This is a genomic window from Aestuariivita sp. (assembly GCF_021404545.1).
GTDB lineage: Bacteria > Pseudomonadota > Alphaproteobacteria > Rhodobacterales > Rhodobacteraceae > Aestuariivita.
This window is the reverse complement of record NZ_JAAWWD010000039.1, coordinates 1-20,569: the sequence shown is the minus strand read 5'-3', so window position 1 is coordinate 20,569 and position 20,569 is coordinate 1. Positions and strand designations below refer to the sequence as shown.

Here is a 20,569-nt window from a genome sequence, read left to right as displayed (position 1 = left end):
ACCGGCCCGAATCTGTGCCAATGACAGTATCATTTTGTGGCCAGATTGTGATCTGTTTCCAAAAAAGGCATCAATGCTGAATGTCAGGCATAATTGTTAACAGTGCAGAATGTATTACCCTGCTGGGTGGGGGATCCGTGTCAATGGCGGTCCTGGAAACTGTGCGATCCAAGGCGCCGACGGTGGTGGCTGCGGATGGCGGCGCCCGCCATGCGGTAGAGGCAGGGTTTCTGCCCGACGCGGTGATCGGGGATTTCGATTCTCTGGGCGACCACATGCAGGCAACGCTCCCTGCCCACTCGCTGCACCGGATCGGCGAACAGGACAGCACGGATTTCGAGAAATGCCTGTCGCGAATCCGCGCGCCGCTGGTGGTCGGGCTGGGGTTCATGGGTCCGCGCCTTGATCACCAACTGGCCGCGTTCCATGCGCTGATGCGCTGTGCCGATCAGCGCTGTGTTCTGGTCGGTGAGACACAGGTCGCGTTCCTGTGCCCACCGGAGCTGCATCTTGCGCTGCCGGTTGGCGCGTTGGTATCGGTCTTTCCGCTTTGTGCGGTTTCGGCGCGGTCCAAAGGGGTGGAATGGCCGCTCGACGGGCTCGACCTTGCTCCGGGTCGTGTGATCGGGACATCGAACCGCGCGGCGGCGGATCAGGTGTCGATCTATTGCGATCGGCCGGGTCTTCTGGTCATTCTGCCGGGTCAGCAACGCGCGGCGGCGCTGGCGGCTCTTTTGACAGCGCCCGTGCCATGGCCCGCTCCCGGACGATGATATAAAGGCCGGCGACCACCGTGATCATGATCCCCAGGGCGGCCAGCCCGTTGGGCAACTCGGAAAAGACGATAAAGCCGATCACCGTCGCAAAGGGAATTTCAAGATACTGCATCGGTGCCAGCGTCGCCGAGGGGGCAAAACGCAACGACCAGGTCATCATCAGATGCGCGAAGGTGCCCAGCACCCCAATGGACAACAAAAGCCACCAGTCGCGGGTCGACGGTGTCACCAATTTCAGCGCGCCAATATCGGCGTCCCGGAAAACCAGAACGAGCGGCAGAAGAAACGCCGTGGCGATCACGCCCGAGACTGCCTGTAACCCGATCGGATCCGTTTGCTTGGCGATCTGACGCGTGGTGAGCATGAAAAGCGCAAATGTCACCGCGACCACCAGCGGCAAGAGGGCGGGCCAGCCGACCTCGACGAAACTGGGCTGGATCACCATCAAGGTGCCGGCAAACCCCACCGCGCAGGCCAGGAGGCGCCGCAGGCCGACCTCTTCGCCCAGCACATATCTGCCCAAGAGCAGCATGATAAACGGCATCACAAAGGCGATTGCGATGGCATCGGCCAGCGGCAGGTATTGCAGCGCCGTAAACATTGCGCCGATCCCGATGATATGCAGCGCCGTGCGCTGAACGGTCAACCGCAAGACGCGCCCTCGCATGCGCCAGTGGATCCCGGTCAGCCACACCACCGGAACCAGGATCAGGGCCTGTATCCCGAACCGCACAACCAGAAGCTGTCCAATCGGGATCTCTGCACCCAACACTTTCGCGATCGCGTCCCCTACAGGTGCCACAATACAAAAGCCCAGCATCAAAGTGATGCCCAAGAGAGGTCTGTCCGCCGTCATGCGCGCACGCTATGCGGGTAAAACGGGAGGATCAACTTTAGACATGGGATTTTTTTGCAGCTGATTAACAAAACGTGCGTTTGACGCGATAGCGCATCAGGGTGTCGCCGATTCAGATGGCCTGTCCACTCACACCGCACCCGCCCAGCAAGGCCTCTTCAGGCGTCTCGCGCAGACCTGTCCCATCACCGACGCGGCGCGCCCGGACAGAGCGGGCTTGCCAGGTCCATCTGCGCGGTGCCGCTTTGTCGACCGGGTGTTGCACCAAGCCCCCTTCCGACACAGCGCTCAGCAATTGGGCACGTTCACGGCCAGCCCCCCCAGCGAGGTTTCCTTGTACTTCTCGCTCATGTCCTGACCCGTCTGGCGCATGGTTTCGATACAGGCATCCAGCGGCACCAGATGGGTCCCGTCCCCGCGCAGGGCGAGGCTGGCGGCCGAGACCGCCTTGATCGCGCCCAGCCCGTTGCGTTCGATGCACGGCACCTGCACCAGCCCTTTGACCGGATCGCAGGTCATGCCCAGATGGTGCTCCAGCGCGATCTCGGCGGCGTTTTCCACCTGCTCGGGCGTGCCGCCCATCACCGCGCACAGCCCCGCCGCCGCCATGGCCGAGGCGCTGCCCACCTCTGCCTGACAGCCTGCCTCGGCCCCGCTGATCGAGGCGTTGTACTTGACCAGCCCGCCAATCGCCGCGGCTGTCAGAAGAAAATCCTCCACATGGGTCTGGCTGGCTCCGGGGACGTGATCCAGGTAATAGCGCAGCACCGCAGGCACGACGCCCGCCGCGCCATTGGTGGGTGCGGTGACGACTTGCCCGCCTGCGGCGTTCTCCTCGTTCACGGCCATGGCATAGACGCTCATCCAGTCATTGATGGTGTGGGGCGGGGTCAGGTTCATCCCCCGCTCGGCCAGCAGCGCGTCATAGATCCCCTTGGCGCGGCGTTTCACCGACAGACCGCCGGGCAAGGTGCCATCGGTGCTCAGCCCCCGGTCGATGCAATCGGTCATCACCTGCCAGAGCCGCGCGCTGCCTTTGGCCAGGCTTTCCGAACAGCCGCGCGACACTTCGTTGGCGCGCTTCATCGCGGCGATGGTCTTGCCGGACGCCTTGGCCATCTCCAGCATCTCGGCGGCACTCTTGAAAGGGTAGGGGACCGGTGCGCCCTCATCGGTGGCCTTGTCCGCGGCCAGTTCCTGTTCGGTCATCACGAACCCGCCACCGATGGAGTAGAATACCTGTTGCAGAATGATATCGCCCTGGGCATCGGTGGCCATCAGGATCATCCCATTGGCATGACCGGTCAGCGGCGTCTCGAAATCAAAGATCAGATCGGTCCTGGGGTCGAATGCAAGATCGCCCAGACCCTCAGGCGTTACGGTCTGCCTGCCGTGGATCTCGGCCAGCGCCCGCTCGGCGGCTTCGGCGTCATAGGTCTCGGGCGTGAACCCGGCGAGGCCCAGAACGGTCGCCCTGTCCGTGGCATGCCCGACCCCGGTAAACGCCAGCGAGCCATGCAGCGACGCCCGCAAACCCGCGAAATGAAACGGCGAGGCGCGCATCATGTCCAAAAACCGCGCCGCGGCCACCATCGGCCCCATGGTGTGGGAGGAGGAGGGACCAATGCCCACTTTGAACATCTCGAAAACGGACAGGAACATGTCAGGTCGCACTCCCTTCTGGGGGCTGTGGATGATGCGGTGCGGTAAAGGGCGTGGGACCCAATCCTTCGGCATCTGTGGCTGCGGCAACAGCGGGGCGTGTTTCAAGCCGCAAGAGCAGTGTGCCAAGATGTGGCGTATCTGCCAGCGAAAACCAACCCCGGTCCTGATCGGCCGGGTAAAGCGCCATCCAGCGCAGGCAGGCCGCGAGATAATAGTCCAGAACCGAAGGCGCGGCCGAACCCAGAAACCGGCATGGTTCTTTGGCCAGCGCTTCCAGATGGGCCAGATGTGTTCTCAGACGGGCCTGTACGGCGCGGCGCATCGTGGCGTGATGGGACTTGGACGGTCCTGCGTAACGATGCGGATAGAAGGTGATCCTGAGATCGGCATGCAAGGTGTTGGACACAAAAAACAGCCATTTCAGAAAGGCCGCGCGATCGCAATGGGTCGGTCCGGGTGCCATCTGGCCATGGGTGTCGGCAAGCCAGAGCAGAATTGCGCCGGTCTCAAAGATCGGCCCATGCGGCGTTTCCAGAACCGGGATCAGCCCGTTGGGGTTCAGCCGCAGGTAATCGGGCTTGCGTTGCCCCTCTTTCGCGCGATCCACCAGCGCGGTGCGATAGGGCAGGCCCATCTCTTCCAGTGCCAATCGGATGATCAGCGAGGCGTTGTCGGGTGCATAATGCAGGACATATGGCATGGTCATGGCGCGGGTGTAGCGCCGATGACCATGATTGAAGCGCCGGTTAGCGACCCCTTGCGCCGGATTTGCGCAATGGCGGGCTCAGCCGCGCGCTTTGGCACTGCGCCTGCGAGATATGGCCAGACCATCGGCCATGTTGCGCGCCAGAAGCGTGATGTTCAGGGCCCCGGCCACCAGCTCGATCCCCTGTACGGCGTAAAAGCTGGTATCGAACATGCCCGCCCGTGCCTTGAACGCCAGAAACACCGCGCTTGGCAGCAAGACAAGCAGCCCGTTGGCGGCGATGATCTTCATCCGGCGCAGTTTGGCGGCCACCTGCGGCAGGCGCCAGCCTTTGCCCAACCGCGCGCCCGTTGACCCCGCGGTGGCCATCGCGGGGATCAGGACGACCATGCCATAAAGGATACCGGTCTTGATCTGGGCAATCGTCGCATGACTGCCAAACAGCTCGGACGTCACGGTGCCCAGCCAGAAGGCCGAGATCGTGAGCAGAGCGATGGCTCCGGCGGCGGCGTGCAATTTGGGTGACATGGGAAAGACCTCTTTTAGATAGCGTGCTATCTAAATATGATTGCATAGCCTGCTATTCAAGTGCTTTCTGTCCCGATGACCTTCAAAGACAGTTCCGCCGGATTTCTGGCCAATCACATGGCGCGTCTTTTTGCGCATGCGCTCGCGCGCGAGATCGGGCCGCTCGGGCTGGCTCCGGCGCAGTTCATGGTGCTTTTGGAGTTGTGGGAGGAAGACGGCGTGACCCAGGCGGCTCTGGTCGCGGCGCTGGATGTGGAGCAGGCCACAATGGCCAATACGCTGTCGCGGATGGAGCGGGACGGGCTGATCACGCGCCATCCCAACCTCGGCGACAAGCGCGCCCGGAATGTGTGCCTGACCGACCGGGCGCGGGCGCTCAGGCCGCAGGCGATGGCGGCGGCGCGCCAGGTCAACGCCCGGGCTCTGTCGTCTCTGGACGCGCAGGACCAGGCCCAGTTGAGCGCATTGATGCAGCAGGTCATTGCGGCCCTGAAGCGATCACAGCCCTGACGCGGGCGCCGTGTCCTGTTCGGGTCAAAGGCCCGGCAATTGCCTCTCGCACCTCTGCGGCATCTTGCCTATAACCGCCCCACGCCAACGGGGAGTCGCTTCTATGACCGGAGAATTGTCGCCCATCGACAAGGCCAAATTCGTGGCGGCGAAACGGGCCGCCGATTTCGTCGAGGACGGGATGCGCGTGGGGCTGGGCACCGGTTCGACCGCGGCCTGGCTGGTGCGCTGTCTGGGCGAGATCGTGCGCGACGACGGGCTTAAGATCAAAGGGGTGCCAACCTCGACCCGCACCGCCGAACTGGCCCGCGATGTGGGCATCGACGTGATCTCGCTCGATGAGGCGCGGTGGCTGGACCTGACGATTGACGGCGCGGATGAATTTGATGGCGATCTCAACCTGATCAAGGGCGGCGGCGGTGCGCTTTTGCAGGAAAAGATCGTGGCCACGGCCTCGGACCGGATGATCGTGATCGCCGATGTGGGCAAAGAGGTCGAAACGCTGGGCGCGTTTCCACTGCCGGTCGAGGTGATCCCTTTTGGCTGGCAGACCACCCAGGCCCTGATCGAAGAGACGCTGATCTCGATGGATGTGATGGGCCGACAATCGTCCTTGCGGATGAACGGTGATGCGGCCTTTGTCACCGATGAGGGGAACCATATCCTGGATCTGCACCTGAACCGCATCGGCAACGCACGCCAATTGGCGCTGGTGCTCAATCAGATGCCGGGCGTGGTGGAAAACGGTCTGTTCATTGATATCTGCGACACGGTCGTAGTGGGCTTCGGCGATGGCCGGGTGGAGATCCGCGACATCAATGAGGGGACGATCGAACAGGACCGTCTCGACTTCCTGGAAACGGACAATCTCTTTAGCGATCTTGCGGATTAAGGTGATTTGATGAGCTTTGATTATGATCTTTTCGTCATCGGTGGCGGATCGGGCGGGGTCCGTGCCGCGCGCGTGGCGGCCGGAGAGGCGGGCGCGAAGATGGCCCTGGCCGAAGCGGACCGCTATGGCGGGACCTGCGTGATCCGGGGCTGTGTGCCCAAAAAGCTGATGGTCTTTGCGTCCGAGTTCTCCGCTCTGCCCGCGGAGGCGGCCGCCTATGGCTGGGACATGTCGATGGGGGCGTTCGACTGGTCGAAATTCTCGGGCCATCTCAATAGCGAACTGGACCGCCTCGAAGAGATCTATCGCAGTCTGCTGAAGAACTCCGGAGTGGAGACATTCGATGCCCGCGCGCGGCTCAAGGATGCCCATACCGTCGAGCTCTCGACCGGGCAGACCGTGACCGCCAAGCATATTCTGGTGGCCACCGGCGGGCGGCCCGTGCGGCCCGATATCCCCAATGCGCATCTGGGGATCGTGTCGGACGATATCTTTCGTCTGCCGAAACTGCCCAAATCGGTGCTGATCATCGGCGGCGGCTATATCGCGTGTGAATTTGCCTGTATCCTCAACGGACTGGGTGTCGAGGTGACGCAGTATTACCGCGGCGCGCAGATCCTGCGGGGGTTCGATGACGAAGCGCGCGGCCTGATCGCGGAATCCATGCGTGAAGCCGGGATCAACCTGCATCTGGGCACCAACATCATCGAGATGGCCTCGGCATCCGCCGACACAACCGCCAGCACCGGGGGCACCGGGTCGGATGCGGCAATGGGAGCCAGCGCCCGGGCCAGCGGCGATCTTGTCGAACCGGCGGGCAAACCGGGCGGGCCGGTCTGGGTCAAGGCCACAAACGGGTCGGAGCGGGTGTTTGACGCGGTCCTTTTTGCGACCGGGCGCGATCCCAACACCGACGATATGGGGCTGGAGGAGATCGGCGTGCAACTGGGCCGCCGGGGTGAGATCGCGGTGGACGCCTATAGCCAGACATCGGTCCCATCGATCTATGCCATCGGAGATGTGACAAATCGTGTAAACCTGACGCCGGTGGCGATTCGCGAGGGCATGGTCTTTGTCGAGACGGTGTTCAAGGCCAACCCCACGCCTGTGGATCACGACCTGATCCCAAGCGCCGTCTTTACCCAGCCCGAACTGGGCACTGTCGGGCTGAGCGAGGAAGACGCGCGTGAGCAGGAACCGGTTGAAATCTATTGCACATCCTTCCGGCCGATGCGCACGGCCTTTGCCGGGCAGCCTGACCGCGTGCTGATGAAGCTCGTGGTTTCCAAAGCCAGCCGCAAGGTATTGGGATGCCATATCGTGGCCCCCGGAGCGGGGGAAATGATCCAGCTTGCCGGTGTCGCGGTCAAGATGGGCGCCACCAAGGAAGATTTTGATCGCACGGTTGCCGTTCACCCGACCATGTCGGAAGAGATCGTAACGATGCGAACACCGATGCGGGTCGCTTGATATCCCGCAAAAAACACACAGGTTAGGCATGGACGCCGCGACGCGCGGCATGAAACAGGGAAAAGAGGACAAAATGGCAGGAAACAACGGCGGCCCCTGGGGGGGCGGCGGTTCCTCCGGCGGTGGGGGTAACAAGGGCGATAACGGCCAGAATGGCGGCGGTGGCGGTGGTCGTCGGCCAGACGGCGACGGGCCCCAGATCCCCGAGATCGACGAATTGATGAAAAAAGGCCAGGAACAGCTGCGCGTCCTGATGGGCGGTCGCGGCGGCGGTGGCCAAAACGGCACCGGTCGCGGTGGCGGCGGTGGCCCACGGTTCACGCGCGGTACCATCGGTCTGGGCCTTGTGGGCGCGCTCGTCCTCTGGGGCATGGCGAGCTTTTACACGGTCCGTCCCGAAGAGCAGTCCGTCGAATTGTTCCTGGGCGAGTTTTACTCTGTGGGCAATCCGGGTCTGAACTTCGCGCCCTGGCCTGTCATATCGGCCGAGGTGATCCCGGTGACGCGCGAACAGACCGAGGATATCGGCGTTGGCGGGCGCGGCTCGGATGCGGGGCTTATGCTGACCGGTGATGAAAACATCGTCGACATCGACTTCCAGGTGGTCTGGAACATCAACGACCCGGCGCAGTTCCTGTTTAACCTGCGCGATCCGCGCCCGACGATCCGGGCCGTGTCGGAATCGGCGATGCGTGAGATCATCGCGCAATCCGATCTGGCGCCGATCCTGAACCGGGACCGGGGCTCGATCGCCAGTCGGCTGGAGGAGTTGATCCAGTCCACGCTCGACAGCTACGATTCCGGGGTCAACATCATCCGGGTGAACTTTGACAAGGCCGACCCGCCGACCTCGGTGATTGATGCCTTCCGTGAAGTTCAGGCCGCCGAGCAGGAGCGTGACCGTCTGCAAAACGTGGCCGATGCCTATGCCAACCGGGTTCTGGCCGAGGCGCGCGGTGAAGCGGCGCAGCTTCTGGAAGAGGCCGAAGGGTATCGCGCGCAAGTGGTCAACGAGGCCGAAGGTGAGGCGAGCCGGTTCTCGGCGGTGCTTGAGGAATATCTTAAGGCCCCCGAAGTGACCCGCAAACGTCTTTATCTTGAGACAATGGAAGCTGTTCTTGGCCGCGTGGACATGATCATTCTGGACCAACCCAACAACGGCAATACCCAGGGCATCGTGCCTTACCTGCCGCTCAACGAGCTGCGCCGCAACACGCAAGAGGGGACCAACTGATGCGCTATCTTCTGCCACTTGTTGTTCTGGCCGTGGTGGGCTTTTTGTCGTCGATCTTTATCGTGGACGAGCGTGAAAAGGCGCTGGTGCTGCAATTCGGACGTGTCGTCGCGATTAAGGAAGAGCCTGGGCTCAGCTTCAAGATCCCGCTCATTCAGGAGGTTGTGCGCTATGACGACCGGATCCTCAGCCGTGATATCGACCCGCTTGAGATCACGCCCCTGGATGACCGGCGTCTGGTGATCGACGCCTTCGCGCGCTACCGGATTATGGATGTGAACCAGTTCCGTCAGGCCGTCGGTGTCGGCGGCATCCAGACCGCTGAAAACAGGCTTGATTCGATCCTGCGTGCCGAAACACGTGAGGTCTTGGGTTCGGTCAGTTCGAACGATATCCTCAGCTCGGACCGGGCGGCACTGATGCTGCGCATCCGGAACGGGGCGATTGACGAGGCGCTCGCGCTGGGGGTCGAGATCATCGACGTTCGTCTGAAACGGACCGACTTGCCGTCCGAAAACCTCGACGCGACATTCGAGCGGATGCGCGCCGAACGGGAGCGGGAGGCGACTGACGAGCGCGCCCGGGGTAACGAGGCGGCCCAAAGGGTGCGTGCCCAGGCCGACCGGACAGTGGTCGAGCTGGTGTCCGACGCCCAACGTCAGGCCGAGATCATTCGCGGTGAAGCCGATGCCCGCCGCAACAACATCTTTGCCGAAGCCTTTGGCCGCGATCCGGAATTCTTTGAGTTCTACCGCTCTCTGACCGCGTATAACCGCGCGTTTCAGAGCGGAAATTCCTCCATGGTGCTCACCCCGGATTCAGAGTTCTTTAACTACCTGAAGTCGCCCGATGGCGCGTCGCAAAGTAGCGGCGCAGGTCAACAGGCCTTGCGGAGCGCGCCGCAATCGAACTGATCGCGATATCCCTGCTCGCTATTGGGCTGGTGCTGATTGTGGAGGGGCTGGCCTATGTGCTGGCCCCTTCGCTCATTGAGCGGGTGTTGGAACAGCTGCGTCTGCTGCCCGAAACGGTGCGCCGACAACTGGGCGCGCTGGCAATTGTGATCGGGCTGATCTTTTTGTGGTTGGCGTTCTGGCTGGGCATCTGAGCCATGCCAGGCGGTTGGAAGACGCGCAAGCGATCGAGGTTTGTGCGTTCGATTGCGGTAATCTGGCCCCGAACCGTGCAGCACACCGGCGTATCGGGCGCCGTCCCATTCAAGGTTTGTTTCAGATCCTCGCATCGCCGTTGGATCGTCACAAACAAGAAAGTCCATCGGATCAACAGGTTGTAAACCAGGCTCTGACATATGTGATCACGCAGGATTTACGGGGCTTCAGCGTCCACGCCTTTGATGTTGAACCTCTGCCGCCCTAGATGCACCATAGAGACTGAGATTTCTGGCGCCCGGTTTTGTTCGCGCGTTGACAGGTAAGGAGAATGAGGATGAAACCTCGGACCATTGCATTGGCAAAACCCACTCAAACACCGCAACAGGTCGCTGCGCTGCGGCTGATCTGGCTGAGCCTGGTGGCCTTCGGGTTTTTGATCGCCCAGGCATTGGCCGCGCAGGCCCGGCCAGAGAGCCTGGCGCCGCTGGCAGAAACCATCAGCCCCGCGGTGGTCAATATCACGACATCCACCGTGGTCGAAGGGCGCACCGGCCCGCAAGGGATCGTGCCCGAAGGATCCCCGTTCGAGGATTTCTTCCGCGAATTTCAGGACCGGAACGGGCCGGGCGACCGTCCGCGCCGCTCCTCCGCGCTGGGCTCGGGTTTTGTGATCTCCGAGGATGGCTATGTGGTGACCAACAACCACGTGATTGACGGCGCCGATGAGATCTTGATCGAGTTTCTCGGTGGAGAGGAGCTGGAGGCGACCGTGGTGGGCACCGATCCCAACACCGATATTGCGCTTCTTAAGGTCGAAGCGGACGGCCCGCTGCCCTTCGTGCCTTTCGGTGACAGCGACACCGCGCGCGTCGGTGACTGGGTGATTGCCATTGGCAACCCGCTGGGGCAGGGCTTTTCCGTCTCGGCCGGGATCGTATCCGCGCGCAACCGCGCGCTTTCGGGCAGCTATGACGATTACATCCAGACGGATGCCGCGATCAACCGGGGCAACTCGGGCGGGCCGCTCTTTAACATGGATGGAGAGGTTATTGGGGTGAATACCGCAATCCTCAGCCCGAATGGCGGCTCTATCGGGATCGGGTTCTCGATGGCCTCGAACGTGGTGACCCGCGTGGTCGATCAATTGCGGGAATTCGGGGAAACGCGGCGCGGCTGGCTGGGCGTGCGCATTCAGGACGTGACCCCGGATGTGGCCGAAGCGATGGGGCTGGAGGCCGCTGCAGGCGCTCTGGTCACCGATGTGCTCGAAGGACCCTCGCGCGATGCGGGACTTGAGGCGGGCGATGTGATCATGTCCTTTGACGGGCGTGAGGTCGAGGATACCCGTGGTCTGATCCGCCAGGTTGGCAATACCGAAGTGGGCAAGACCGTCCGCGTTCTGGTCCAGCGCGAGGGCAGCACGCAGACGATTCTGGTCACGCTTGGTCGCCGCGAGGATGCCGAGCGCACCGTGCCTGTGGCGCTGGATGCGCCGGGGACCTCGGATGAGCCTGCGGAAAAAGCGATCCTGGGTCTGACCATCTCGATCCTGACCGCTGAGATCAGGGCCGAGCTTGGCCTGCCTGACACGGCCGATGGGCTCGTGGTGGTGGATGTGGACGAAACCTCCGAAGCCTTTGAAAAAGGGCTGCGTCCCGGTGACCTGATCATCGAGGCCGGACAGCAGGCGGTCGAAACGCTCTCGGACCTCGATGACCGGATCGCAGAGGCGAAAGATGCCGGCCGCCGGTCGCTGCTTTTGCTGGTGCGTCGCGCGGGCGATCCACGCTTCGTCGCGCTGGGGCTTGAGTAAGCCGCGCGGGCCAATCGGTCACAGCGTCGAACGCTCCGGTGTTTCCGGGGCGTTTTTTGTCTCAGATTTCGGGCCGGATCTCGGCCAGGCCCAGCTGGCGCGCCGCCGCCAGAGACAGAATGCCTGAATCGAGCCCTTGCGGCTTTTGAAACCGGCGCACGGCAGCGCGTGTGCGGGCATCCATCTCGCCCGAGATCGCGCCTGAATAGACGTCCCGCGCCGCAAGCGCGCGCTGGACCGAGCGGATGAACTCAGGCGTCATGTCGGTGGGGCAGGGTGTCTGGAACCAGGTTTCCTTGCGCTCGCGGACGATGGCCTGGCGGGTTTCGGTCTTGTAGATCGCGGGCTGCAAGACGGTTCCGTCCGTGCTCACCTCGGCCGGTTGCAGCATCACCTGTTCGGTCACCGTTTCGATGATCGCGGGTGTTGTGGTCTTGCCCCAGCAGGTGCCCGGTTCGGCCCCGGGTGGCGCGACCTGCGTCAGAAAGGCCAGATCCGGCTCGCGCAGGGCTGCGACATCCGGCACCGGCACCGAGGTTCAGGCCGCTACCGCAAAACCCAGCGCGCCAAAGGCGGCCCCTTTAAGTGAAAGTCTGCTCATCTCAGCCTCTGCGGGCGGTCGTTTTGCCGCAAGATACCTCAATCGCGTCCGGTCTCCCAGCTTTTTGAGTCAAAGACCCGTGTCATCGGGCGATGTGTGTCCTGCAAGGCGCGGCGTATATCACCGCCCGCCACCGATTGGCCTGCAAGACGGGGTGCCCCTCCGCCGTGCAAACCCAGGAACATGGCTCCGATTTGCGCTCGACATCGCCCGGGGTCGCAAAAGGGGCTGGTGTGTCCTACATCGCTTGTCTAGACATTGATCGGATATCTGGCCCTGCCGCTGAACAGGGCCATCGGCGAGATGAGCAAAGGGAACACAGACGGTATGGCAAAGATCACCTATATCGAACATGGCGGCAAGGAACATGTGGTCGAGGTCGCCAATGGCCTGACCGTGATGGAAGGCGCGCGCGACAACAACATCCCCGGCATCGAGGCCGATTGCGGCGGCGCCTGCGCCTGTTCCACATGTCATGTCTATGTGCATCCCGACTGGGTCGAAAAACTGCCCGCCAAAGACGATATGGAAGAGGACATGCTCGACTTCGCGTATGAGCCCGATGCGGCGCGCTCGCGCCTGACCTGCCAGCTCAAGGTGTCCGATGCACTGGACGGGCTGGTGGTGCAGATGCCGGAAAAACAGATCTGATCATGCGCGGCATCCCGGCACTTGTTCTGGCGGGATGGCTGGGCCTGGCGGGCCAGGCCGACGCGCAGGACATCGTGGCGGCCGACTATGCCGAGCCCACCCTGGCCTATCCCCATGGCGTTCTGGGCGATGAGGAGGAATGGGCCGCGCTGATGGTCACCGTTCGCGAGGCGTCGGGAGAAGGCACCAGAACCTACCGCATCCCGGCGCGCGCTGACATGGTCTTTGAAGACACCGCGCCCCGGCTCTGGGACATCACCGGAGATGGTTTGCCCGAAGTGGTCGCGGTCGCGGCACATCAACGCTATGGCGCGCAACTGGTGGTTCTGGGGCTTGTCGGCGGCACGATCGGCACGATCGCCAGCACGCCGATGATCGGGACCCGCTTTCGCTGGCTGGCGCCCGTGGGGGCCGCCGATCTGGATGGCGACGGGCATATCGAGATTGCCTATGTCGACCGCCCGCATCTGGCCAAGACCCTGCGCGTCTGGCGCTTCACGCCAGAGAGCTTCACCGAAATTGCAACGCTGACCGGGCTGACCAACCATCGGATCGGCGAGGATTTCATCACCGGCGGCCTTCGCAATTGCGGGCAGGGGCCGGAAATGATCCTGGCCGATGCACGCTGGTCCAGGATTTTGGCTGTCAGGCTTGGCGCGGATGGTCTGGCAGCGACCCCAATCGAGGCTTTCCGCGGCCGCGCATCGGTCGATGCCCAACTTGGATGCCCGGACTAGGACCAACCCACATGCGCTGTCCGGTCCGCGCCTACCCCCGGCGGGGCGCCCGCCCTGCTCCGCGGACGGGAGGGCAGTTTGGCGGCCTATGTCGAACGTCCGCTGTGCCCCTTGTACGGGCCTCTGCGGTCAAATGTCGGGATTGGCCCCGCCCGAGGCCGGGCGCGGCCATTTCGGCCTTGAGCGCGCGGTGCCATAAGACATCGTCAATGCGTTCGCGTTAAACCCCCTCCCGCAGCTGCAAATACCGTCCGGGTCTGACACGCTCGACGGTACGCTCGGGACAGATGGTTTTCCCATCGCGCATATCGCAAACGCACTCGGATCCAGGATCCGGGGGCCGCTGCGGCCATCGCCAGTTCGGCGGATCCGCCTTCCTGATGTCGATACTCAATCGGTTCGGATCACAGCCTGCCGGGGCAGCCCCGCGCGGGCCGAACCTGCCGGGCTCACTCCAGCGCGCGCCAGCCGATATCGCGCCGATAGAAACCCTCCGGCCAATCCACCGCATCGGCCATCGCATAGGCCCGGTCGCGCGCCTCTTGCAATGTGGCGCCCCGTGCGGTTGCGTTCAACACCCGTCCGCCTGATGCCAGAAACCGTCCCTCGGCGCGCGTGGTGCCTGCGTGAAAACACATTGCAAAGCTCGTTTCTGGCAAAGCGTCCAGCCCGCCGATGACACTGCCTGTCGCATAGCTGCCGGGATAACCCTTGGCAGCCAGCACCACCGTCATTGCGTGATCGTCCGACCAGTTCACCTGCGCCTCGGCCAGCCGACCTTCGGCAGAGGCATGCATCAGATCCATCGCCTGCGCGCCCAGCCGCATCATCAGCGCCTGACATTCGGGATCGCCGAAGCGGACGTTGTATTCCACCAGCCGGGGCGCCCCGTCCTGGATCATCAAACCGGCATAAAGCACGCCCTGATAGGGCATGCCGCGACGGGTCATCTCCGCCATCGTGGGGCGGATGATTTCATCCAGCGCGCGCCGGGCCACCGCGTCGGTCAGCACCGGGGCGGGGGAGTAAGCCCCCATCCCGCCGGTATTGAGCCCGGTATCGCCTTCGCCCACGCGCTTGTGATCCTGAGCGGTGCCGATGGGCAGAACCGTCTCGCCATCGCACAGGACAAAGAACGAGGCCTCTTCCCCCTGCATGAAGTCTTCGATCACCACTTCGGCGCCGGCACCTCCAAAGGCGCCGCCGAACATATCGTCCACCGCCGCCAGCGCGGTTGCCTCATCCATCGCCACGATCACGCCCTTGCCCGCCGCAAGGCCATCGGCCTTGACCACGATCGGGGCACCTTGGGCGCGGATATAGGCCTTGGCCGCGTCCGGATCGGTGAAATGGCGATAGCCTGCGGTGGGTGCGCCTGCGGCATCGCAAATCTCTTTGGTAAAGCGTTTGGAAGCTTCCAGCCGCGCGGCGGCCGCCGAAGGGCCAAAGACCAGCATGCCCGCCTCGCGCAATCGGTCCGCGACGCCCGCGGCCAGCGGCGCTTCGGGGCCGACGATGATGAAATCAATCGCGTTTTCCTCGGCAAAGGTGACCACCGCGCCGCCATCCTCGATGTTCAGCCGGGCGCAATCGGCGATCTGGGCGATCCCGGCATTGCCCGGCGCCACGATCAGCTTGTCGCATTTGGGGTTTTGCAGCACGGCCCAGGCCAATGCATGTTCGCGGCCGCCGCCGCCCAGGATCAGGATGTTCATCGCGTGCCCTTCCGCTTGGCCTTGCCTTCTGGGCGTTCTAAGCTGGCAGCGTGCCAGTGACAAGGTGAGCCGGATGGACCTGATCGACACGCCCGAACCGGGGCAGAACGCGCCGGAGTTTTCGGTCTCTGAGATTTCGGGCGCGATCAAGCGCATGATCGAGGGGGAGTTTTCCCATGTGCGCATCCGGGCCGAGGTGGGCCGCGTGTCGCGGCCTCGGTCGGGGCATGTCTATCTCGATCTCAAGGATGATCGCGCGGTGCTTGCCGGTGTGATGTGGAAAGGGGTGGCCGCGCGCCAGACCACGCAGCCGGAAGAGGGGATGGAGGTTGTGGCCGTTGGGCGCCTGACCACCTTCCCCGGGCAATCAAAATATCAGATGGTCATCGAAGAGATCCGCCCGGCGGGTATGGGCGCACTCATGGCGATGCTGGAAAAACGCAAGGCGCAGTTGACTGCCGAAGGGCTGTTCGACCCCACGCGCAAAAAAGCCTTGCCATATTTGCCCGACGTGATCGGTGTGGTCACGTCTCCCTCGGGCGCGGTGATCCGCGATATCCTGCACCGTCTTCGCGACCGCTTCCCGCGCAAGGTGCTGATCTGGCCCGTTGCCGTGCAGGGCGAGCGTTGCGCGCCCGAAGTTGCGCGCGCGATTGCCGGTTTCAACGCGATGAGCCCCGGAGGTGCGCTGCCCCGTCCCGATCTGTTGATCGTGGCCCGCGGCGGCGGGTCGGTCGAGGATCTGTGGGGGTTCAACGAGGAGACCGTTGTGAGAGCGGCGGCCTCTTCTGACATTCCGCTGATTTCGGCGGTCGGGCATGAGACCGATACCACATTGATTGACTATGCGGCGGATCAACGCGCGCCCACCCCAACAGCCGCCGCCGAACTGGCGGTGCCCGTCCGGCTGGAGCTTTTGGCCTGGGTGGAGGGGCAGGGTGCGCGCCTGTCGCGTGGCACCGCAACCGCTGTCCAGCGGCGTCGGCAACGGCTGAGCGATCTCAGCCGGGCCTTGCCGAAACCGGGCGCCTTGCTGGATGGGGCGCGCCAACGGCTCGATCTGGCGTCGGACCGGTTGCCTGCCGCGCTGGACCGCAGCGTTCAGCGACGCAAGCTGCGGTTGACGGAGCGTGCCGGATCGTTGCGGCCGCAGACCCTGGGTCGCATGGTGCGTGCCGAGCGGGAGAGGGTCGGCCGCACCGCATCCCGGCTGATCCCGGCATTGGTCCGGACCGTTGCAACCAAGCGAGATACGTTTCGCCAGCAATCCAGATTGGTCCAGCCGCAGCGGCTCAGGGCTGATCTTGAAGGGCAGGTGCAGGACCTCACGGGCTTGTCGAGACGGCTGTCACAGGCCGGATCTGGCCAGATCGCGCGCTGGCAGGCCCGCGTGGAGGCGGCAGGTCGGATGCATGAGACGCTCAGCTACAAGGCCACGCTGGAGCGGGGGTATGCGGTGGTGCGTGCGGAAGGGGCGGTGGTGACGCGCAAGGCGCAGGCTCGGAGCGGGGCCGTCCTGGAGATCGAGTTCGCGGATGGGCGCCTGACTGTGGGCGGCAAATCCGCGCCGCGCGCCAAGCCCAAGCCCCCAGAGCAAGGCAGCCTGTTCTGAGGCCCATTTTCTGACACAGAAAATGAGCAGAAACTGACACAGTTTCTGGGCGCTCACGGGGACGTCCCGCGCCATTTTCTGCGTCAGAAAATGACCTGGGCCCGTGCCGGTTCCTGGTCAGGTGCCGATCTTGGGACCGAGGCACACCATGTCCTCGCCCCGGTCGGAGGCAAGATACTCTGCCATCCGGCCGTTTTCATCGGCAAACTCCGCCTTCAGCCCGCGAGGCGTCTGCGTGAAGTACCAGCATTGCGGTGCGTCCCATGCCTCATAGGCAAAGCAGATCCGCCCGGCCTCTTCGTACCATGTGCCATCGATGCATTCGCCATCCAGGAAGGACCATTGCACCCGCCGTCCGTCCAGGTAGCGCTCGACCCCGTAATCCGCCCCATCTACGCTGTAAAAGAGCGTCTTGCCTGTCGTGTAGGCTTCAAACTGTTCCGCCGTCATACCGGCCTGGGCATCCGGGGCGAGCAGCGTGGAGGCCAGGACGGCCGGAATCAATGCGCGTAGGAACATGGGCCGAGTGTGGCAGATCGGGTCAGGTCCTGCCAAGGGCGTGCGCGCAAGGTTGCGGATCTTTGCGCGAGGGCTCTGCCGGTCTGCTCCATTTGGCGGCGCGTTTGTCCATGACACGACGCCATAGGGGCGGAACCAGCGCAACCGATGCCATCACCGGCAGCGACCGCGGCAGCACCGGCATCGTTTCCGCGTTCAGACGCAGTTCGGGAAATCCGCGCGCCGGATGTTCGTGATGATCCGAATGGCGCGGCGCATTCAGCATCAGGGCCGAGGAATACCATTGCGGCGCGTTCCAGCTGTGGTTCGGACCGGCAGGCTCCCACCCGCCATCCGCGCGCGATGCGCGGCGCAGCCCGTAATGCTGGACATAATCCGACAGGATCAGCTGCATCTGCGCATAGGCCGCAAGCCCGAGCCACAGGGCAACGCCCGGCAGCCCGCCGATCAGCCAGCCGACCCAAAGGCTCAGCGCGGCGCCCGCCACGTAGATCACATAGGGGTGCAGGCCGCGCGATCCGGCCTTGCCCTGGCGCAGACGGGTCTCGGCGGCAAGGCCCGCGCGAAACGATCCGATCCAGGCCCGTGGCCAGAACCGGTAAAACCCCATCCCCAGGGGCGCCGAATTCGGGTCTTTTGGCGTGGCCACATAGACATGATGCACCCGCGTATGGGCCGAGGCGTGATGCCCAAACAGCAGGCTGGCATAGACCGCCACACCCAGACGGCGCGGCCAGCGGGCGGCGCGGTGGATCAGCTCATGCGCGTTGGAGTTGGAGACCTGGCCAAAAAAGAGCCCCAGCGCCAGCGCCGTCACCCAGGCCGCAGCCCCCTCCAGCGCGTCGTTGCGGGTCAGCGCCCAGATCCCCAGCGGCATCAGCAGCAGATGGGCCAGACCCAGCGCGGTTGTAATCCGGTGCCCCAATGCGACCGCCCGCGCACCCGTTTCGGGCGGGGCCGGCGCCATGATCCGGTCCATGCCAGTGACCAGCAGCGTCACGCTGATCAGGGCGGCAACGCTCCACCACCCGCCCAGCAGGCAAGCGGCCACCAGCAACGCCACCGGCAGAAACGGGACGATCACAAAACGCAACATGTCTCTCTCTCGCTCATCATGCGCGTGCAGCATATCACAGGCCTGCGCGCTTGGTTACGGCGCCAATGTATAAAATTCGCAGCGTGGCGTTCCGATCGGAACGGACCATGCGCGCAAAACTGCACAACATTGTCGTTTTTGAGCGCAGGCGCCGGGCGGTCCGCGGTATAGAGTAACGAGCCGCAGGGGAGGATCGCGCAATGGCATTGGATCACGACACGTCTGGCCAAAAAGGTGTGTGGAAACAGGGCAAGGGCAAAGGCCGCGTCACGCCGAAAGGGCGCCAGCTTGATGACCGCGCCTGGGACCAGCTGCGCGCGTTACTGGCCGGACGCCCGATGCGGCGCGATCTGCTGATCGAGCATCTGCATCTGATCCAGGATGCCTTCGGTCATCTGTCGGCGGCGCATCTGCGGGCTCTGGCCGAAGAAATGCGGCTGAGCATGGCCGAGATCTATGAGGTTGCCACGTTCTATGCGCATTTCGATGTGGTCAAGGAAGGGGAGGCGCCGCCGCCCGCGCTGACCATCCGCGTCTGCGATTCGCTGTCCTGCGAACTGGCGGGCGCACAGGCCCTGAAATCCGCGTTGGCGGAGGGGCTCGATCCCGCCCGGGTGCGGGTTCTGCGTGCGCCCTGCATGGGCCGGTGCGATACCGCGCCGGTGCTGGAACTGGGCCATAACCATATCGACCATGCCACGCCGTCCAAGGTCGAGGCCGCGATTGCCGCGGGCGACACCCATGCGCATCTGCCCGACTACGAGACCTTTGCCGATTACCGCGCCACGGGTGGCTATGAGGCTTTGACTGCCCTGCGTCAAACGGGCGACTGGGAAGAGGTGCAGGAGCGGATCCTGTCCTCCGGCCTGCGGGGCCTGGGCGGAGCGGGCTTTCCGTCGGGGCGCAAATGGGGCTTTGTGCGCGCCAAAGGCGGGCCGCGCTATCTGGCCGTGAACGGGGATGAAGGGGAACCGGGAACATTCAAGGATCGCTATTACTTGGAGCGTGTTCCTCATCTTTTTCTTGAAGGCATGCTGATTGCCGCATGGGCGGTCGAGGCCGAGACCTGCTTCATCTATATGCGCGATGAATACCCCGCCGTGCTGGAGATTTTGCGGCGTGAAATCAAAGCGCTGGAAGACGCAGGCGTTGTGGATAAGGGCTATGTCGATTTGCGCCGGGGGGCGGGCGCCTATATCTGCGGCGAAGAAAGCGCGATGATCGAATCGATCGAAGGCAAGCGCGGCCTGCCGCGTCACCGCCCGCCTTTCGTGGCGCAGGTCGGCGTCTTTGGCCGCCCGACGCTGGTGCATAATGTCGAGACATTGCATTGGGTGGCGCGCATCTGCCGCGAGGGGCCGGAGGTGCTCAGCAGCACCGAAAAGAACGGGCGCAGGGGGCTGCGCAGCTATTCGGTCTCGGGCCGCGTGGCCCGTCCGGGGGTCTATCTCCTGCCCGCAGGTTCCACCATCACCGATATCATCGAGGCTGCGGGCGGCATGGCAGAGGGCCACAGCTTTAAGGCCTATCAGCCGGGCGGGCCGTCTTCGGGGCTGTTGCCTGCCTCCATCGACGATGTGCCGCTGGATTTCGACACCTTGCAGCCCTTGGGCAGCTTCATCGGCTCGGCGGCCGTGGTGGTTCTGTCGGAGCACGACAGCGCCAAGGGCGCCGCGCTGAATATGCTGCGGTTTTTCGAGGATGAGAGCTGCGGACAGTGCACGCCGTGCCGGGTGGGCTGCGAAAAGGCCGTCAAGCTGATGCAGGCCGACCATTGGGACCAACCGCTGCTCGAAGAGCTGTGCGAGGCGATGGCGGATGCCTCCATCTGTGGTCTGGGGCAGGCCGCTCCGAACCCGATCCGGCTGACGATCAAGCATTTTCCCGACGAGGTATGATGCTTTTCTGGGCTGGCGCGATCGCGGCGACGCTGGCCTATTGGCCGCTGGTGCGCCGCCCGCCATCGGTCTGGCGGTCGGTGCTAAAGACCCTTTCGGTGGCGTGCCTTGCGGCGGGGGCCGGGCAGGGGGGGCGGCCCCTTCTGGCCCGGGCGCGGGCCTTTTTCGCCCTGGGGGG

The 20,569-nt window shown here is 63.8% G+C and carries 20 protein-coding genes; 12 read left to right on the top strand and 8 right to left on the bottom strand.

The genetic code is table 11. The annotated features are described in order from the left end of the window. The first annotated feature begins 143 nt into the window (after window positions 1-143). Entirely contained in the window at window positions 144-773 is a 630-nt protein-coding gene (locus tag HEP69_RS13215) for a thiamine diphosphokinase (RefSeq protein ID WP_290559012.1), read from the top strand. Here the strand turns inward: HEP69_RS13215 and HEP69_RS13210 are convergent. From HEP69_RS13210 to HEP69_RS13195, 4 genes are all read right to left on the bottom strand, one after another. Next, the gene (locus HEP69_RS13210; protein ID WP_290559011.1) at window positions 691-1,632 is read right to left on the bottom strand and encodes a DMT family transporter; all 942 of its coding nucleotides are present in this window, start codon (window positions 1,630-1,632) and stop codon (window positions 691-693) included. The two genes, HEP69_RS13215 and HEP69_RS13210, sit on opposite strands and share 83 nt — an antisense overlap. A gap of 288 nt (window positions 1,633-1,920) precedes the next feature. After that, entirely contained in the window at window positions 1,921-3,294 is a 1,374-nt protein-coding gene (locus tag HEP69_RS13205; RefSeq protein WP_290559010.1) for an L-serine ammonia-lyase, read from the bottom strand. Window position 3,295: 1 nt separating this feature from the next. Then, entirely contained in the window at window positions 3,296-4,003 is a 708-nt protein-coding gene (locus tag HEP69_RS13200) for a glutathione S-transferase family protein (RefSeq protein WP_290559009.1), read from the bottom strand. A 78-nt stretch (window positions 4,004-4,081) separates the two neighbouring features. Then, window positions 4,082-4,531, bottom strand: a complete 450-nt coding sequence (locus tag HEP69_RS13195) for a hypothetical protein (protein ID WP_290559008.1) — start codon at window positions 4,529-4,531, stop codon at window positions 4,082-4,084. 75 nt (window positions 4,532-4,606) lie between these two features. Between HEP69_RS13195 and HEP69_RS13190 the strand changes: the two genes are divergently transcribed. The 7 genes from HEP69_RS13190 (at window position 4,607) to HEP69_RS13160 (ending at window position 11,562) form a co-directional block, all read left to right on the top strand. Then, entirely contained in the window at window positions 4,607-5,041 is a 435-nt protein-coding gene (locus tag HEP69_RS13190; RefSeq protein ID WP_290559007.1) for a MarR family transcriptional regulator, read from the top strand. Between the two features lie 103 nt (window positions 5,042-5,144). Next, window positions 5,145-5,933: a ribose-5-phosphate isomerase RpiA gene (rpiA, locus tag HEP69_RS13185; RefSeq protein WP_290559006.1), complete on the top strand. Its 789-nt coding sequence runs from the start codon at window positions 5,145-5,147 to the stop codon at window positions 5,931-5,933. A 6-nt stretch (window positions 5,934-5,939) separates the two neighbouring features. Beyond that, window positions 5,940-7,403, top strand: coding sequence for an FAD-dependent oxidoreductase (locus tag HEP69_RS13180; protein ID WP_290559005.1), 1,464 nt, complete (start codon window positions 5,940-5,942; stop codon window positions 7,401-7,403). Between the two features lie 73 nt (window positions 7,404-7,476). After that, complete coding sequence (gene hflK, locus HEP69_RS13175) at window positions 7,477-8,637, top strand: FtsH protease activity modulator HflK (RefSeq protein WP_290559004.1); 1,161 nt, start codon at window positions 7,477-7,479, stop codon at window positions 8,635-8,637. Continuing rightward, entirely contained in the window at window positions 8,637-9,551 is a 915-nt protein-coding gene (gene hflC, locus HEP69_RS13170; RefSeq protein WP_290559003.1) for a protease modulator HflC, read from the top strand. Before hflK ends, hflC begins: the two co-directional genes overlap by 1 nt. After that, the gene (locus tag HEP69_RS13165; protein ID WP_290559093.1) at window positions 9,551-9,745 is read left to right on the top strand and encodes a DUF2065 domain-containing protein; all 195 of its coding nucleotides are present in this window, start codon (window positions 9,551-9,553) and stop codon (window positions 9,743-9,745) included. Before hflC ends, HEP69_RS13165 begins: the two co-directional genes overlap by 1 nt. Before the next feature lie 338 nt (window positions 9,746-10,083). Further along, window positions 10,084-11,562, top strand: a complete 1,479-nt coding sequence (locus tag HEP69_RS13160; RefSeq protein WP_290559002.1) for a Do family serine endopeptidase — start codon at window positions 10,084-10,086, stop codon at window positions 11,560-11,562. Between the two features lie 61 nt (window positions 11,563-11,623). On the opposite strand, the gene HEP69_RS13155 is transcribed toward HEP69_RS13160, so the two are convergent. Then, window positions 11,624-12,094: a peptidoglycan-binding domain-containing protein gene (locus HEP69_RS13155; protein ID WP_366111415.1), complete on the bottom strand. Its 471-nt coding sequence runs from the start codon at window positions 12,092-12,094 to the stop codon at window positions 11,624-11,626. 396 nt (window positions 12,095-12,490) lie between these two features. Here HEP69_RS13155 and HEP69_RS13150 point away from each other — a divergent pair, with 396 nt between their 5' ends. Further along, the gene (locus HEP69_RS13150) at window positions 12,491-12,814 is read left to right on the top strand and encodes a 2Fe-2S iron-sulfur cluster-binding protein (RefSeq protein ID WP_290559001.1); all 324 of its coding nucleotides are present in this window, start codon (window positions 12,491-12,493) and stop codon (window positions 12,812-12,814) included. A gap of 2 nt (window positions 12,815-12,816) precedes the next feature. After that, on the top strand, window positions 12,817-13,551 hold the full coding sequence (locus tag HEP69_RS13145; protein WP_290559000.1) for a VCBS repeat-containing protein: 735 nt from the start codon (window positions 12,817-12,819) through the stop codon (window positions 13,549-13,551). A 449-nt stretch (window positions 13,552-14,000) separates the two neighbouring features. On the opposite strand, the gene purD is transcribed toward HEP69_RS13145, so the two are convergent. Beyond that, window positions 14,001-15,266 (bottom strand): phosphoribosylamine--glycine ligase, encoded by a 1,266-nt coding sequence (purD, locus tag HEP69_RS13140; protein WP_290558999.1) that lies wholly within the window; start codon window positions 15,264-15,266, stop codon window positions 14,001-14,003. A gap of 73 nt (window positions 15,267-15,339) precedes the next feature. Between purD and xseA the strand changes: the two genes are divergently transcribed. Then, complete coding sequence (xseA, locus tag HEP69_RS13135) at window positions 15,340-16,878, top strand: exodeoxyribonuclease VII large subunit (RefSeq protein ID WP_290558998.1); 1,539 nt, start codon at window positions 15,340-15,342, stop codon at window positions 16,876-16,878. A 117-nt stretch (window positions 16,879-16,995) separates the two neighbouring features. On the opposite strand, the gene HEP69_RS13130 is transcribed toward xseA, so the two are convergent. Together HEP69_RS13130 and HEP69_RS13125 are read right to left on the bottom strand one after the other, a co-directional pair. Then, window positions 16,996-17,397, bottom strand: a complete 402-nt coding sequence (locus HEP69_RS13130; protein ID WP_290558997.1) for a hypothetical protein — start codon at window positions 17,395-17,397, stop codon at window positions 16,996-16,998. A gap of 22 nt (window positions 17,398-17,419) precedes the next feature. Further along, window positions 17,420-18,493, bottom strand: coding sequence for an alkane 1-monooxygenase (locus tag HEP69_RS13125; RefSeq protein WP_290558996.1), 1,074 nt, complete (start codon window positions 18,491-18,493; stop codon window positions 17,420-17,422). Window positions 18,494-18,693: 200 nt separating this feature from the next. Here HEP69_RS13125 and HEP69_RS13120 point away from each other — a divergent pair, with 200 nt between their 5' ends. Then, window positions 18,694-20,391 carry an NAD(P)H-dependent oxidoreductase subunit E gene (locus HEP69_RS13120; protein WP_290558995.1) on the top strand — a complete coding sequence of 566 codons (1,698 nt, stop codon included), beginning with the start codon at window positions 18,694-18,696 and terminating at the stop codon, window positions 20,389-20,391. Window positions 20,392-20,569: the final 178 nt, after the last annotated feature.